The 14,833-nt window shown below is 71.2% G+C and carries 12 protein-coding genes and 1 pseudogene; 11 read left to right on the forward strand and 2 right to left on the reverse strand.

Annotated elements, in window-relative coordinates; all coding sequences use genetic code 11:
- Positions 1 to 24: 24 nt before the first annotated feature.
- From ACIBBB_RS12285 to ACIBBB_RS12305, 5 genes are all read left to right on the forward strand, one after another.
- Positions 25 to 771 carry a VWA domain-containing protein gene (locus ACIBBB_RS12285; RefSeq protein ID WP_398980968.1) on the forward strand — a complete coding sequence of 249 codons (747 nt, stop codon included), beginning with the start codon at positions 25 to 27 and terminating at the stop codon, positions 769 to 771.
- A gap of 235 nt (positions 772 to 1,006) precedes the next feature.
- Positions 1,007 to 1,210: a cold-shock protein gene (locus tag ACIBBB_RS12290; RefSeq protein WP_015607926.1), complete on the forward strand. Its 204-nt coding sequence runs from the start codon at positions 1,007 to 1,009 to the stop codon at positions 1,208 to 1,210.
- A 435-nt stretch (positions 1,211 to 1,645) separates the two neighbouring features.
- Positions 1,646 to 3,190, forward strand: coding sequence for a DEAD/DEAH box helicase (locus ACIBBB_RS12295; protein ID WP_398980969.1), 1,545 nt, complete (start codon positions 1,646 to 1,648; stop codon positions 3,188 to 3,190).
- Positions 3,191 to 3,360: 170 nt separating this feature from the next.
- Entirely contained in the window at positions 3,361 to 3,750 is a 390-nt protein-coding gene (locus ACIBBB_RS12300) for a ribonuclease domain-containing protein (protein ID WP_398980970.1), read from the forward strand.
- Positions 3,751 to 3,797: 47 nt separating this feature from the next.
- Entirely contained in the window at positions 3,798 to 4,184 is a 387-nt protein-coding gene (locus ACIBBB_RS12305; RefSeq protein ID WP_398980971.1) for a barstar family protein, read from the forward strand.
- Positions 4,185 to 4,231: 47 nt separating this feature from the next.
- Here ACIBBB_RS12305 and ACIBBB_RS12310 read toward each other — a convergent pair whose 3' ends face one another.
- Both ACIBBB_RS12310 and ACIBBB_RS12315 read right to left on the reverse strand, forming a co-directional pair.
- Positions 4,232 to 5,785, reverse strand: coding sequence for an ankyrin repeat domain-containing protein (locus ACIBBB_RS12310; protein ID WP_398980972.1), 1,554 nt, complete (start codon positions 5,783 to 5,785; stop codon positions 4,232 to 4,234).
- Between the two features lie 94 nt (positions 5,786 to 5,879).
- On the reverse strand, positions 5,880 to 6,788 hold the full coding sequence (locus ACIBBB_RS12315) for a hypothetical protein (protein WP_398980973.1): 909 nt from the start codon (positions 6,786 to 6,788) through the stop codon (positions 5,880 to 5,882).
- Between the two features lie 386 nt (positions 6,789 to 7,174).
- On the opposite strand from ACIBBB_RS12315, the gene ACIBBB_RS12320 reads away from it, so the two are divergent.
- The 6 genes and pseudogenes from ACIBBB_RS12320 to ACIBBB_RS12345 all read left to right on the forward strand — a co-directional run bounded on the left by ACIBBB_RS12320 (position 7,175) and on the right by ACIBBB_RS12345 (position 14,818).
- Positions 7,175 to 7,957: a S1 family peptidase gene (locus ACIBBB_RS12320; RefSeq protein ID WP_398980974.1), complete on the forward strand. Its 783-nt coding sequence runs from the start codon at positions 7,175 to 7,177 to the stop codon at positions 7,955 to 7,957.
- Between the two features lie 398 nt (positions 7,958 to 8,355).
- Positions 8,356 to 9,168 (forward strand): S1 family peptidase, encoded by an 813-nt coding sequence (locus tag ACIBBB_RS12325; protein WP_398980975.1) that lies wholly within the window; start codon positions 8,356 to 8,358, stop codon positions 9,166 to 9,168.
- Between the two features lie 529 nt (positions 9,169 to 9,697).
- Positions 9,698 to 10,204 (forward strand): annotated as a pseudogene (locus tag ACIBBB_RS12330) (helix-turn-helix domain-containing protein); the annotation flags it as partial.
- Between the two features lie 45 nt (positions 10,205 to 10,249).
- Complete coding sequence (locus ACIBBB_RS12335) at positions 10,250 to 10,597, forward strand: chorismate mutase (protein ID WP_398980976.1); 348 nt, start codon at positions 10,250 to 10,252, stop codon at positions 10,595 to 10,597.
- 122 nt (positions 10,598 to 10,719) lie between these two features.
- Positions 10,720 to 13,218, forward strand: coding sequence for an aminopeptidase N (gene pepN, locus ACIBBB_RS12340; protein WP_398980977.1), 2,499 nt, complete (start codon positions 10,720 to 10,722; stop codon positions 13,216 to 13,218).
- 187 nt (positions 13,219 to 13,405) lie between these two features.
- Positions 13,406 to 14,818 (forward strand): lysine N(6)-hydroxylase/L-ornithine N(5)-oxygenase family protein, encoded by a 1,413-nt coding sequence (locus ACIBBB_RS12345; RefSeq protein WP_398980978.1) that lies wholly within the window; start codon positions 13,406 to 13,408, stop codon positions 14,816 to 14,818.
- The last annotated feature ends 15 nt before the right edge of the window (positions 14,819 to 14,833 follow it).

A 14,833-nucleotide genomic window follows, 5' to 3' on the forward strand; every position in this document is an offset into this window, starting at 1 on the left:
CTTGTCGAGTGAACGGCAACGCTCATGACCACAGCGCCCTTCGCGGCAGGCCCGGCGATCAGCCTCCGCAAGGTCGAGGAGACCGCGCCCGCGCTCGTCGGGCACTACCGGGCGGCGGGCATATCCCTGCACAAGCACGGGATGAGCGGTCAGCGCGCCGCGGTCTATCTGGTCCTCGACTACTCGGGATCGATGCGCGAGTACTACCAGGACGGCAGCGTCCAGGCGTTCGCCGACCGGGTGCTCGGCCTCTCGGCGAATCTGGACGACGACGGTGTCGTCCCCGTCGTCTTCTTCTCCACGGACGTCGACGCCGAGACGGACATCGCGCTCGCCGACCATCGCGGCCGTATCGACCGGATCGTCTCCGGGCTCGGGCACATGGGCAGGACGAGCTACCACCTCGCCATGGACGCGGTGATCGACCACTATCTGGACAGCGGGTCCACCGCGCCCGCCCTGGTGGTCTTCCAGACCGACGGCGGGCCGATCAACAAACTCGCCGCGGAGCGCTATCTCTGCAAAGCGGCCGAACTCCCGTTGTTCTGGCAGTTCGTCGGCTTCGGCAACAAGCGCAGCTCGCAGTTCAACTTCCTTGAAAAACTTGATGAGTTGGCCGTCCCGCAGAAGCGGTCCGTCGACAACGCGGGCTTCTTCCACGCCGGGCTCGACCCGCGCGAGGTGCCGGACGACGTGCTGTACGACCGGCTCGTCGCGGAATTCCCGCAGTGGCTCGGGGCGGCCCGCGCGCGGGGCATCCTGCGCGGCTGACCCGCGCGGACGCCGTTCGATCGGTACCGGGCGTGTCGGATCCGGGTAAGCCCCGGGACCGTGCTAGGCTGACCGCGTTGCAGTTTTGGTACCCATGAACTTTATGTGCGCCTGACGGGAATGTTCCTCAGGCGCATTTTATTGTTTTCGCCGGCTTCTCCGGATGGGGCTCAATGCGGCGACGAGGAATCCGTGAAGTGCGGATTCGTCTCTGCACCTGTTTTAGGAGAATGACATGGCTACTGGAACCGTGAAGTGGTTCAACTCGGAAAAGGGCTTCGGCTTCATCGAGCAGGACGGCGGCGGCGCCGACGTCTTCGCCCACTACTCGAACATCGCCACCCAGGGCTTCCGTGAGCTCCAGGAGGGCCAGAAGGTCTCGTTCGACGTCACGCAGGGCCAGAAGGGCCCGCAGGCGGAGAACATCGTCCCGGCCTAATTTCCGGACGCGTACCTCGCAGCCGGGGCCCGCACCTGCACGGTGCGGGTCCCGGCTTGTGCTGTCCCTAAGGGCTGTCCCGTAATCCCCGGTGGATCAGCGCGCGGCGTCAGATGCGGTGCATCGCAAGTCGGAGGGTCGTCCTCGTACCGGGCGTATTCGGGCGATCCGACAACACGGCGAGGTGCCGTAGCTGTCGTCGTGCGCCCGCCGGGGATTACGGGACAGCCCTTAGGGGGTGCCTTGCCGATCTTGCCGGGCTCGCGGTCCCTGGCACGCACGCTCGCCGCGTTGTCGTCGGTCGCCAGCGCTCCGCGTTGTCTCCCTCCTCCGCCTTGCGATCGCACGCACCAGACCCCGCTCCCTGATCCGGCCTGATCGACAAGACACCCCCTAGGCCCGGGCCGGAAACGCCCCAGGAAGGTTCTTCACCGAATGACTCGCCCCGAACGCCCGGCCCGCGCACCCCGCCCGGCCGGTAAGCGACCGGTCCACTCCCGCGCCAAGAGCCCCACAAAAGGCTCGGCGAAGGCGCCGGTCCGCCGCGTCGCGCGCCCCCAGGAGTTCACGCTCCCGGAAACCATCACCCCCGCGCTGCCCGCCGTCGAGGCGTTCGACGAGCTCGACATGCCCGCGGCACTGCTCAAGACCCTCACCTCCCTGGGTGTGACCGAGCCCTTCCCGATCCAGGGCGCCACCCTCCCGAACTCCCTCGCGGGCCGCGACATCCTCGGCCGGGGCCGTACCGGATCCGGCAAGACCCTCGCCTTCGGCCTCGCGCTGCTGGCCCGCCTCGCCGGCCGTCGCGCCGAGCCGCGCGCGCCGTACGCGATGGTGCTGGTGCCCACCCGCGAGCTGGCGCAGCAGGTCACCGACGCCCTCACGCCGTACGCCACCGCGGTGAACCTGCGCATGGCCACCGTCGTCGGCGGCCTGTCGATCAGCAAGCAGGCCGGGACGCTGCGCCGCGGCGCCGAAGTGCTCGTGGCGACGCCCGGACGGCTCAAGGACCTCATCGAACGCGGCGACTGCCGGCTGGACCAGGTCACCATCACCGTCCTCGACGAGGCCGACCAGATGGCCGACATGGGCTTCATGCCGCAGGTCACCGCGCTGCTCAAGCAGGTACGGCCGGACGGGCAGCGGATGCTGTTCTCCGCGACGCTCGACAAGAACATCGACCGGCTCGTACGGCAGTACCTGACCGACCCCGTCGTCCACTCCGTCGACCCCTCCCAGGGTGCGGTCACGACGATGGAGCACCACGTCCTCTACGTCATGGACGAGACCGACAAGAAGGCCGTCACCATGCGGATCGCGGCCCGCGAGGGCCGGGTGCTGCTGTTCCTGGACACCAAGCGGTCGGTGGACCGGCTGGTCAAGCGGCTGCTGGCGAGCGGCGTACGGGCCTCGGGACTGCACGGCGGCCGGTCCCAGCCGCAGCGCAACCGCACGCTCGACCAGTTCAAGACCGGCGAGGTGACCGTGCTCGTCGCGACGAACGTCGCCGCGCGCGGCATCCACGTCGACGACCTCGACCTGGTCGTCAACGTCGATCCGCCCGTCGACCATAAGGACTATCTGCACCGCGGCGGACGCACCGCGCGCGCCGGTGAGTCCGGCAGCGTCGTGACGCTCGTCCTGCCCGAGCAGAAGCGGGAGATGACACGGCTGATGTCGGACGCGGGCATCGCCCCGAGGACCACCAGCCTCAAGTCGACCGACGAGGAACTGACGCGGCTGACCGGGGCGCGGGAGCCCTCCGGGGTCGCGATCACCATCGAGGTGCCGCAGCCCGCCGTACGGAAGCCGCAGAAGGCGCGCGCGTCGCGCCCGGCGCGGCGGACCAACGGCGCGGGCGCGGGCGGCGGCGGGACACGGCTGGGCGCGGCCGGCGGTTCCGGGCGCGGCAGCCGGGGCGGCCGTCGTGGCCGCCCGCCGGAGCGCGGCGCCGAGGGTGGCCGGCGCACCGCCGCATAGCCGGCTCCGAGTCGTTCGCCGGGGGCCGGACAGGCGGGCAGCCTGTCCGCCCCCGACGACAAACCGGCAACAACGGGCGGATGTCGTGCCCGTACCGACCGGTTGACTTCCCGAAAACTCCACCGACTTGGGATTGACGTGCACACGTCTACGCGCGTCATCATGAGGGCATGCGAATCCCCCCACGAATCGCCCTCATCGGCGGCGCTGCCGCCCTCCTGTCCACTCTCCTCGTCGGCGGCACGGCGGCCGGAGCCGCCACGGCCGCCCCGCTCGCGGTCGGCGACATCTGCTACTCGGACCTGCCGTCCCAGGCGCACGACACCCTTGACCTGATCGACCAGGGCGGCCCCTACCCGTACCCGCAGGACGGCGGGGTCTTCCAGAACCGCGAGGGCATCCTGCCCCAGCAGTCCACCGGCTACTACCACGAGTACACCGTCGAGACGCCGGGCTCTCCCGACCGCGGCGCGCGCCGCATCGTGACCGGTAACCAGCAGCAGGACTACTACACCGCCGACCACTACGAGTCCTTCGACCTGGTCGACCACGGCTGCTGATCCCGCACCGCCCGGCCGGCCGACGACAGACAGGTAGCCTCCGCCCCATGACAGTTACGTATGTGATCCCCGGGGCGGAGGTCACCGGTCTTGAGCGCTTCTGGCAGGTGATCGGCGAAGCCGTGAACGGCCCGGACGGCTACTTCGGCCGTAATCTCGACGCGTTCGCCGACTGCCTCAGCGGTGGCTTCGGGACGCCGGACGACCGGGACTTCGTCATCGAGTGGCGCGACCACGAGGTCTCCCGCCGGGCGCTCGGCCACGAGGAGACCGCCCGGCAGCTCCGGGCCCGGCTGGCGCGCGTTCCCGAGGCCAACAGGGCGTTGGTCCAAGGGCAGTTGGACGAGGCCGAAGCGGGCCGTGGCAGCACGGTCTTCGACTGGCTCACGGAGATCATCGACGAGCGGGCGCCGGGCACCCTGCGGCTGCTCTGAACCGTCGTCAGGGCCACCGGCCCGGGTCACTCGCCGGCCCCGGTGGCTCACCGGCCGCGCGGCAGCAGGCCTTCCAGCCTCCGCCGCACCGCCGCGTCCGGCAGATCGCTCACCGCCTCGGCCGCCGTCTCGCGCGCGTGACCGGCCACCTTCCCGTCGGCGAGCATCCTCGCCAGCGCGTCCACCGCCCTCGGATCCTCCCGCACCGCGAGTCCCCGCGCCGCCTCGGCCGCCGCGACCGCCACCGGGTCCGTCAGCCGCGCCGCCAGTGCCTCGCGGATCCCGGGCGTGTCCGCGTCGGCCGCCGCCAGGGCCGTCGTCGCCCGCTCCCGCACCGAGTTGTCGATGTCCGCGCTGAGCACGGTGAGCGCCGCGATTCCCTCCTCGTGGTCACCCGCCACCAGCCCGGCCAGCGCGGTGGTCACCCGGCGGCGTACCCCGGGGTCCGGATGCCCGGTGTGCCGCAGTATCTCCGGCAGGACGGCCGCATCGCCCTGCGCCCCGAGCGCCGTCACGCAGGCGCCGATCAGCTCCGGCGTCCGGGCCTCGGCGCACAACTCCCGCAGCGGCGGCAGCGCGCGGTCCGCGAACGGCTTGTCCCCGTCCGCCATGCCGAGCCCCGCGAGCACGTCGGCGGCGAAGGCGCGACGCGGCGGATCGTCGCTCGCCAACCAGGCGAGCGCCGCCTGGAACGACTCCTCGTCGCCGCGCCGCCACAGCGCGGCCACCGGCTCCCGCCAGTCGTCCCGTGAGGGCACCCCGCACCGCAGCGCCCGCACCGCCAGCTCCTCGAACGGCGCCTGAAGGCCCAGGGATTCCTCCAGGACCGTGGCGATCGCCCCGTGCCCGGTCTGCCGCTCCAGGCTCGCGACCGGCACACCGTCCTTCAACGTCTCGACGACGACCGTCACCCCGCCGTCCTCCTCGATCCGGCGCACCACCGTCTCGTCGCCCTCACCGGCCATCGGCAGCAGCTCGGCGTGCAGTTCGTGCTCCACCGCCTCCGGCGCGGTCCACCGCCGGGCCTCGGCCAGCGCCTCCTCGCGCGCGCCCGCGCCGTGCCGCAGCAGTGCCCGTACGGTCGACGGCGAGCCGCGCCGGGCGGCCGTCACCAGCGGGGGCTCGCCGTCCGGGGCGCCACCGCCGGGACCGGGGAGGTCGGGGTCCGCGCCGTGCGCCAGCAGAGCCTCCACCGTGGCCGCGTGGCCCTGCCCGACGGCCCAGGCCAGCGCCGTGAAGCCGTACGCCTCACGCCGGTCGGGGTGCGCGCCCGCCGCCAGCAGGGCCAGCACCACTTCCGTATGACCGCCGCACGCGGCCCCGCACAGCGGCAGGTCACCGTCGCCGGGGCCGCTCGCCCGCTCGGGGTCGGCGCCCGCCGCCAGCAGCAGCCGGAGCACACCGGGTTCGTCGCTGACGGCCGCCGCGTAAAGCGCGCTCTGGCCGTCCTGATCGGTCGCCTCGGCGGGAACGCCGGAGCGCAGCAGACGTACGACGGCGTCGTCCCGGCCCTCGTACACGGCCGAGAACAGCTCGTCGTGGGCGTCTTCGGACGCGTCGCCGGGCGCGCCGTCGAAGTCCGCTGTCCGCTCGTCTCTCATCCTTCGACCTTCGCCCGGTGAGGCCATTCACGCCAAATCGATAAATCGACGGACCTCCTCCGGTGCGGTGAAGTCCTGTCCGGTAAGGGGGAGTTCAGGTGTCGCAGTCGAGCACGGTGTGACAGAGCTGGCACCGCGCCCGCACCCGCCCCCTGACCGGCACGCGGATGCGTTGATGGCAGGTGGGGCAGGGGAACGACACCCGCAGTCCGTCCGGCAGTGTCTCGAAGGCGTACGGGCGCCCGGCGTCCCCGGACTCGCCCGGGTGGTCGAGCGCGTAACGGCGGTCCTTGGCGTACCGGTGCCGGCCCGACCAGCCCGCCGTGGTCAGCGGCGGCTGCTGCTCGTCCCGCAGGGCCTGGGCCTTGCCCTTCGTGTACGCGGTGTAGCCCTGCGGGCTGGTGAACCAGATGGCCGGGTCCTCGTTGAACACGATGGCCCGCTTGGCCAGCACGTAACCGAACTCCTCCGGCGTCAGATAGCCGAGCTTCTGGCTGGAGTCCCGGTCCTCCCGGAACGCGTCGAGCAGCAGCCAGCCCGCGCCCAGATACGTCGTCACGGTGTCGGTCAGGATCTCGTTGTCCCGGGTGCCCGGGAAGCTCAGCCCGAGCCGGTGCAGCAGGACATGGGTGATCTCGTGCGCGAGGGCGGCGCCGATGTCCCTGCGGTGCGTCCGGAAGCGGTCGTTGAGTTCGATGAAGTACTCAGGCCCCGCCGTCAGTTCGACACTCGCCGCGTGCTCCATCTCGCGGAAGCTGACGATCATCCGGGCGTCCGGCAGATGCAACTGCTGGACCAGCGCGCGGGCCACCCGCTGCACTCCGAGATGGAGGTCGTCGTCATCGGCGAAGGCGACGTCGGCGGGCGCGACGCTGGTGCCGTACTGCTGGATGCCGTCACCCGACATCCGCCGGTAGAGCGCCGTGATCGCGGCCCGCGCGGTGTCCAGATGCGGATAGCCGTGTACGACCGGGCTGCCGTTCGTCGCGCCTCTGTCCGTCACGCCACTACCCCTTCGTAGGACGGTCGACCGTCCTCAACTGTACGGCGGCGAGCTCCGTAAGGGCGTGGGCGGCCGGGGGTACGGGAGTGTGGTCCGCCTACCGGTCGATGGACGCCGCCCCGCGCCGGTCGCCGGACTCCGCGGGAGGCCCGACCGTTCGGTTGGCTGAAACCTACATCTTGTGCCACGGCTGATTTCCTCCCCATAATCCGGATCACGCTGTGGCGGGCGGATGCGGGCGATCTTTTTGTTTCACTGGTCGTCGGTCGGCTTCGCCATGCGTACGGCACCCCCACGTGCTGAGTGTCATCCGTACACAGCTTCACGCACGACAGCCCCACGCAAGACAACCGAACGCACTGTTTCCCCCCACGAAAGGCAGTCAGTTGAGCTTCCTGCGTGCCCTCAAGAGATGTGCTGTCGTCGGCGCGGTCGTCCTCGCCGGTGTCAGCCTGCAGCCCGCCTCCGCGTCCGCCGCCCCCACCCCGGCCCCGCCGGTCGTCGGCGGCACCCCCGCCGAGCAGGGCGAGTTCCCCTTCATGGTCCGCCTCTCCATGGGCTGCGGCGGCGCGCTCTACGAGCAGGACATCGTCCTGACGGCCGCCCACTGCGTGGACGGCTCCGGGCCCGACACCGGCATCACCGCCACGGCGGGCGTCGTGGACCTGGAGAGCCCGGACGCCGTCGAGGTCAACTCCACCGAGGTCCTCCAGGCCCCCGGCTACAACGGCACCGGCAAGGACTGGGCGCTGATCAAGCTCGCCCAGCCGATCGACCTGCCGACGCTCGACATAGCCACCGACGACAGCTTCAACAGCGGCGACTTCACCGTCGCCGGCTGGGGTGCGGCCACCGAGGGCGGTGGCCAGCAGCGGTACATGCTGAAGGCCGGCGTGCCGTTCGTCTCCGACGCCGACTGCGAGGGCGCGTACGGCAGCAGCCTCGTCCCGTCCGAGGAGATCTGCGCCGGCTTCATCGAGGAGGGCGGCGTCGACACCTGCCAGGGCGACTCCGGTGGCCCGATGTTCCGTGACAACGGCGCGGGCGGCTGGATCCAGGTCGGCATCGTCAGCTGGGGCCAGGGCTGCGCGCAGCCGGGCTTCCCGGGCGTCTACACCGAGGTGTCCACCTTCGCCGCCGACATCCAGTCGGCAGCGGCGGGTCTTTGACGGACGATCGTCCGGCGCGCCATCTGGTAGGCGCCTGACACGCGTGATGTGACACGAACGAGGAGGGGTGGGTTCCGGACCAATTGGTCCGGAACCCACCCCTCTCTCGTGTTTCTCCCGTTTCCGTCAACCACGCGGTTTTCGTCCGTGTGGGCGCCATGTCGGAGGACGCGCGCGCGGCGACCGGCGGTCTGTGCGGGTTCCGGTGTTCGGTGGCCGGACGGCGACCGGAGGCCGACCGTTCGGTTGGCCGAGATTCGTATCTTGTGGGGCCGCTCCTGCCCTCCGGATAATCCGGATCGCGTTCCTGTCGGGCTCATGCCAATGGCGCGCAACGCGCGTCGACCCGTGTGCCGTGACAGGAGCAAATCCCTCAAGCCCCCACGAAAGGCAGACCGTTGAGCATTCAGGGTGTCCTCAAGAGATGCATCGCTGCCGGCGCTGTCATTGCCGCCGCCATCAGCCTCCAGACCACCTCCGCCTCCGCCGCGCCCGTGCCGGACGCGCCCAAGACGCAGGCCGCCGCCCCCCTCGCGCCGCCCGTCGTCGGCGGTACCCGCGCCGCCCAGGGTGAGTTCCCCTTCATGGTCCGCCTCTCGATGGGCTGTGGCGGCTCGCTGTACTCGCCCACCGTCGTGCTGACCGCCGCCCACTGTGTGAGCGGATCGGGCAACAACACCAGCATCACCGCCACCGCGGGCGTCGTGGACCTCCAGAGCACCAGCGCCATCAAGGTCCGCTCCACCAAGGTCCTCCAGGCCCCCGGGTACAACGGCACCGGGAAGGACTGGGCGCTGATCAAGCTCGCCCAGCCCATCAACCTGCCGACCCTGAAGATCGCCACCACCACCGCGTACAACAACGGCAACTTCACCGTCGCCGGCTGGGGAGCGGCCCGTGAGGGCGGCGCCCAGCAGCGCTACCTCCTCAAGGCCACCGTCCCGTTCGTCTCCGACGCCAGCTGCAACTCGTCGTACGGCGGCCAGATCATCGCGAGCGAAGAGATCTGCGCCGGATTCGCCGCCGGCGGCACGGACACCTGCCAGGGTGACTCCGGCGGCCCGATGTTCCGCAAGGACAACGCCGGTGCCTTCATCCAGGTCGGCATCGTGAGCTGGGGCAACGGCTGTGCCCGGCCCAACTACCCCGGTGTCTACACCGAGGTCTCCACCTTCGCCTCCGCCATCGCGTCGGCCGCGGCCACTCTCTGATCCCCCTCCGGTCTCTCTGATCCGAGCGGATCCTCTGATCCGAGCGGATCCGAACCCGTAGAGCGCCCAGCCCCGAGGGCGGGGCAGGTCAGGACACGCCGTCGGCGCGTCGGTCCAAGACCTGTCCCGCCTTTGTCCATGGGCGCACCCGCTCCTCGCGACGCGAATCGACGTGCACGGAACACCGTGGACGAAGAGGAGCGACCTGAACGCCGGCGCAGCAGAACGAGGCCCCGCCGCAGAACCGTCGTGGCCGCCACCGCGGTCGTGGCGGCCGGCGCCGCCCTCGCCGCTCCGGGCGGCGCCTTCGCAGCCGGTGCGGTGCCGGGCACAGGCACCGTGCCGGCGTCCCCCGGCACCCGCGAACCCACCGCCGCCGTCAGCCGGTGCGGCAGCTCGCCGTTCTCCCACTCCGCGCAGATGTACGGCCCCGGCCGCGCCCTCGCCACCCTCACCCCTGGCCAGGGACCGGTCCATGGACAAGGATCAGCGGTGCGTGGACCTACCGGGCACGCGGAGCAGACCGGACACCGTCGGCCGCATCGTCCGCGCCGCCCGGCGCGACAACCCGCTCCTGGAGGTCGAGACCGGCGCCGCCGTCCATGAACTCCTCGTCGCCCTGCGCCGCGCCCGCGCCGACACCAACGCCGAGGGCGACCTCGTCCTCCAGGCCCTCGCCCGCGACGCCTTCCTGCCGCTCTCCGTCGCCGAACACGCCGCCCGGCACGGCATGACCCCCGCCGAACTCCGCAACGCCGTACGCAGGGGCGCCGGATGCAGCCCCAAGGACTATCTGCTGGGCATCAGACTCGGCCGAGCCAAGGAACTCCTCGCCGCCACCGAACTGCCCGTCGCCGCCGTCGCGCGCCGCGTCGGCTACGACGACCCGGCCTATTTCTCCCGGCTGTTCACCCGCCGCGTCGGCACCGCGCCGGTCCGCTTCCGCGAGCGCCAGGGCCGGACCGTCCCCGGCGGCTGGAGCGACCGCGTCCCGGACCCGGACCACCCACCGACGATCACCACACGCTCTCCTTGAGACGCCATCCCTTCCGGCGCCTCGCAGGACCTAAGCTTCCGCACCATGACCACGAGCGACAACGGTGACAACGGCGGCATCGACCAGTCCGTCCAGGCCGAGCTGGACCGGCTCCGCGGGAGTATCGACAACATCGACGCGGCCGTCGTCCATATGCTGGCGGAACGGTTCAAATGCACCCAGCAGGTCGGCCTCCTCAAGGCCGCACACCATCTGCCGCCCGCCGACCCGGCCCGTGAACACCGGCAGATCACCCGGCTCCGGCAGCTCGCCGAGAGCGCCCGGCTCGACCCCGCGTTCGCCGAGAAGCTCCTCAACTTCATCATCGCCGAGGTGATCCGCCACCACGAGACCCTCGCGGACAACTCGGGGCGCACGGAAGGCCGGACCTGACCGACCGGTGACCCGCGGTACGGGCCCGCCCTCCCGTGCCCCACCCGGCGCCCCACCCCGTGCGCTCACAGCGCAACCCCCACACGCTGCGCGGTTCGAGCCCCATCGGGCAGCATGTCCCCATGTCCGTACTGACGCGCGACGAAGCGCAGACCCGTGCCCAGCTCATCGACGTCCACCGGTACACGGTCGCCCTCGACCTGACCACCGGCGACGAGACCTTCGAATCCCGTGCCGCCATCGAGTTCACCGCCCTCGCGGCCGGAGACACCTTCGTCGAGCTGAAGCCCGCACGACTGCGCTCCGTCACCCTCGACGGACAGCCCCTGGACACCGGCGCCCTCACCGAGAACCGGCTCGCGCTCCCCGGCCTCGCCGAAGGCCGGCACGAACTGCGCGTCGACGCCACCATGCGCTACTCCCGCACCGGCGAGGGCATGCACCGCTTCACCGACCCCGCCGACGGCGAGACCTACGTCTACACCCAGCTGTTCCTCGAAGACGCCCAACGGGTCTTCGCCGTCTTCGACCAGCCCGACCTCAAGGCCGTCTTCGAACTTGACGTCACCGCCCCCGAAGGCTGGACCGTCCTCGGCAACGGCATCGCCACCGACGAGGGCGACGGCCGCTGGAGCCTCGCGGCGACCCCGCCCCTCTCCACCTACCTCGTGGCCGTCGCCGCCGGCCCCTGGCACTCCGTCCGCACCGAGCACGCGGGCCTGCCCTTCGGCATCCACTGCCGCCGCTCCCTGGCACCACACCTCGACACCGACGCGGACGAGATCTTCGCCATCACCCGCGCCTGCTACGACCGCTACCACGAGAAGTTCGAGGAGCCGTACCCCTTCGACTCCTACGACCAGGCCTTCGTCCCCGAGTTCAACGCGGGCGCCATGGAGAACCCGGGCCTCGTCACCTTCCGCGACGAATTCGTCTACCGCTCCGCCGTCACCGACACCGAGCGGCAGACCCGGGCCATGGTCATCGCCCACGAGATGGCCCACATGTGGTTCGGCGACCTCGTCACGCTCACCTGGTGGGACGACATCTGGCTCAACGAGTCCTTCGCCGAGTACATGGGCTACCAGACCCTCACCGAGGCCACCCGCTACACCGACACCTGGGTCGCCTTCGGCATAGACCGCAAGTCCTGGGGTTACGACGCCGACCAGCGGCCCTCCACCCACCCCGTCGCGCCCGACACCGAGGCCGTGCCCGACACCGAGTCCGCGATGCTCAACTTCGACGGCATCTCCTACGCCAAGGGCGCCTCCGCGCTGCGCCAACTCGTCGCCTGGCTCGGCGAGAAGGACTTCCTCGCCGGCATCAACACACACTTCGCCCGGCACAAGTTCGGCAACGCCACCCTCGCCGACTTCATCGACTCCCTCGCGGCCTCCACCGACCGCGACGTGCACCGGTGGGCCGAGCAGTGGCTCCGTACGACCGGCGTCGACACCCTCACGCCCACCGTCACCGGCAACGGCTCCGAGACCGGCTGGACGCTCGACGTCGCCCAGGACGGCAGCCGCCCGCACCGTATCGCCGTCAGCACCTACGACCGCGACCTCGTCGACCCCGCCCGACTCGCCCCGCGCGACCGCTTCGAGACCGACATCCCGCAGCAGGACGGCCCCACCGTCCGCCCGGGGCGCCGCCCCGACCTGGTCGTCCTCAACGACGGTGACCTCGCCTACGCCAAGGTCCGTCTCGACGACCGCTCCTGGGCCACCGCCCTCGACTCCCTCTCCGCCATCCCCGGCCCGCTCACCCGAACCGTCGTCTGGAACGCGGCCCGCGACATGGTCCGCGACGGCGAACTGGCCCCCACCGCCTACCTGGAGGCCGCGCGCAACCACCTCCCCCACGAGTCCGACCTCGCGATCGTCCAAGGCGTACTCGGCTTCGCCGCCACCCAGATCGCCGACCGCTACCTCGCCCCCGGAGACCGGCCCGCCGCCCTCGCCACCCTCACCACCATCTGCCGCGCCCTCATCCGCCGCACCGAGGACGGCAACGCGCCCGGCCTGCGCCTCACCGCCGTACGGCACTTCATCTCCGCCGCCACCCAGCCCGACGGCATCCAGGACTGGCTGAACTCCGACAGCGTCCCCGGCGGCCCCGAACTCGACCCCGAACTGCGCTGGCGCATCCTCTACCGCCTCGCCGTCCTCGGCGCCGTCGACGACGCCGCCATCGGCGAGGAACTCGACCGCGACCCCAGCGCCACCGGCCGGGAAGGCGCCGCGCGCTGCCGCGCCGCCCTCCCCGACGGCGACGCCAAGGCCGCCGCCTGGGAACGGCTCTTCCTGACCGACGACCTGTCCAACTACCTCTTCACCGCCACCGCCCAGGGCTTCTGGCAGCCCGAACAGACCGACCTCGTACGCACGTACGTCCCGCGCTTCTACAGCGACGCCGTCGACCTGGCCTCCCGCCGCGGCCCGGCCATCGCCGAGTGCGCCGGCCGTTACGCCTTCCCGCTGCACGCGGTGGACGAGGAGTCGCTGCGCCTGGGCGAGGAATGCCTGGCCGGAGCGGACCTCGTGCCCGCGCTGCGCCGCAAGCTGGTCGACCAACTGGACGACCTGCGCCGCGCGCTGCGGGTACGGGCCGGCTGACGGCGCTGTCTCCGTAAGGAGGACGGGCCGGCCCGTCCTCCTTACGGAGACAGCTCTTCCCGAAGACACACTCTCCTTCAGCGCACGCCGCTACCCCCGCCGGGTTCGGATCGTTGTGCACCGTGGGCACCACCCGACCGACCCCGGACCCCTGGTGTATCTGGCCCACGCGCCCTGAAGGACCACCATGACCGACCTGTCAGCAGACGATCACGACCAGCCGCACGACCTGGTCGGCATCGGCATCGGACCGTTCAACCTCTCCCTCGCCGCGCTCGCCGACGGCGTCCACGGAGGCGTCGCCGCCACCTTCTTCGAACAGCGCCCCGCCTTCCACTGGCACCCCGGGCTGCTCCTGGACGGCACCACCCTCCAGGTGCCCTTCCTGGCGGACCTGGTGACCCTCGTCGACCCGGCGAGCCCCTGGTCCTTCCTGAGCTATCTCAGGGCCTGCGACCGGCTGTACCCGTTCTACTTCGCCGAGCGCTTCCACATGCAGCGCGCCGAGTACGACGCGTACTGCCGCTGGGTCAGCGAACAGCTCCCCGGTCTCCACTTCGGCCACCAGGTCGACGCCGTCCGCTGGAACGCCGAACGCGCCCTCTTCGAGGTCGACTTCACCCAACTCGACAAGGACGGCGAGGTCGACGCGCTCGGCCGCGCGTACACCCGTAACGTCGCGCTCGGCATCGGCACCGAGCCGTACGTCCCCGAACCGCTCAAGCTCCTCGCCGAGACCCCGGCCGTTCCCGTGATCCACTCGGCCGACTACCTCACCCACCGCGAGCGGATCCTCGACGCCGAGCACATCACCGTCGTCGGCTCCGGGCAGTCCGGCGCCGAGGTCTTCCTCGATCTGCTGCGCGCCCGCCCCGCCGGAGCCGAGAAACTCCACTGGCTGGCCCGCACCGAGGCCTTCGCGCCCATGGAGTACTCCAAGCTCGGCCTGGAGCAGTTCACCCCCGACTACACCAGCTACTTCCACGCCCTGCCCGAACGCGTACGCGACGAACTCGTCCCGCGCCAGTGGCAGCTCCACAAAGGCATCGACGCCGGCACCATCGCGGCCATCCATGAAGAGCTCTACCGCCGTACACTGCGCGGCGGCTGGCCCGACGCCGTCCTGACCCCCGGCGTCCTCGTCCGTACGGCTGGACGCGTCGGCGCCACCCGAGTCGAACTGCACCTGGAACACGCCCAGCAGTCCGGCCGCTCCCGGCTCACCACCGACGCCGTGGTCCTCGCCACCGGCTACCGCGAGCGCCCGCTCTCCCGGCTGCTGGCCGGACTCGACCCGTACATGCGGCTCGACACGTCCCAGCGCCCGCGCGTCGACGACCGGTACCGGCTGATGCTCGACCCCACGGTGACCGGCTCGGTGTACGTACAGAACGCCGAACGCCACACGCACGGCGTCGGCACCCCCGACCTCGGACTCGCCGCCTGGCGCAGCGCGACGATCCTCAACTCGCTGACCGGCACCGAGCCTTACCCGCTGCCGCGCCGGACCGCGTTCACCAGCTTCGGCCTCGACGGACAGGAAAGGCACCGGCAGGTGCCGGTGCCCAGGGGTCTCGTGCCGCTCTCCGAAGTGCGCTGACTCCGGGCGCCGGAG

Source organism: Streptomyces sp. NPDC051217, assembly GCF_044455465.1.
In the GTDB taxonomy this organism is placed as follows: domain Bacteria; phylum Actinomycetota; class Actinomycetes; order Streptomycetales; family Streptomycetaceae; genus Streptomyces.

What these genes read in the sequence shown, in the direction of transcription:
- ACIBBB_RS12285 (WP_398980968.1), top strand. Translation starts at nt 25, where the DNA reads ATGACCACAGCGCCCTTCGCGGCAGGCCCGGCGATCAGCCTCCGCAAG.
- ACIBBB_RS12290 (WP_015607926.1), top strand. Translation starts at nt 1,007, where the DNA reads ATGGCTACTGGAACCGTGAAGTGGTTCAACTCGGAAAAGGGCTTCGGC.
- ACIBBB_RS12295 (WP_398980969.1), top strand. Translation starts at nt 1,646, where the DNA reads ATGACTCGCCCCGAACGCCCGGCCCGCGCACCCCGCCCGGCCGGTAAG.
- ACIBBB_RS12300 (WP_398980970.1), top strand. Translation starts at nt 3,361, where the DNA reads ATGCGAATCCCCCCACGAATCGCCCTCATCGGCGGCGCTGCCGCCCTC.
- ACIBBB_RS12305 (WP_398980971.1), top strand. Translation starts at nt 3,798, where the DNA reads ATGACAGTTACGTATGTGATCCCCGGGGCGGAGGTCACCGGTCTTGAG.
- ACIBBB_RS12310 (WP_398980972.1), bottom strand. Translation starts at nt 5,785, where the DNA reads ATGAGAGACGAGCGGACAGCGGACTTCGACGGCGCGCCCGGCGACGCG.
- ACIBBB_RS12335 (WP_398980976.1), top strand. Translation starts at nt 10,250, where the DNA reads ATGACCACGAGCGACAACGGTGACAACGGCGGCATCGACCAGTCCGTC.
- pepN (WP_398980977.1), top strand. Translation starts at nt 10,720, where the DNA reads ATGTCCGTACTGACGCGCGACGAAGCGCAGACCCGTGCCCAGCTCATC.
- ACIBBB_RS12345 (WP_398980978.1), top strand. Translation starts at nt 13,406, where the DNA reads ATGACCGACCTGTCAGCAGACGATCACGACCAGCCGCACGACCTGGTC.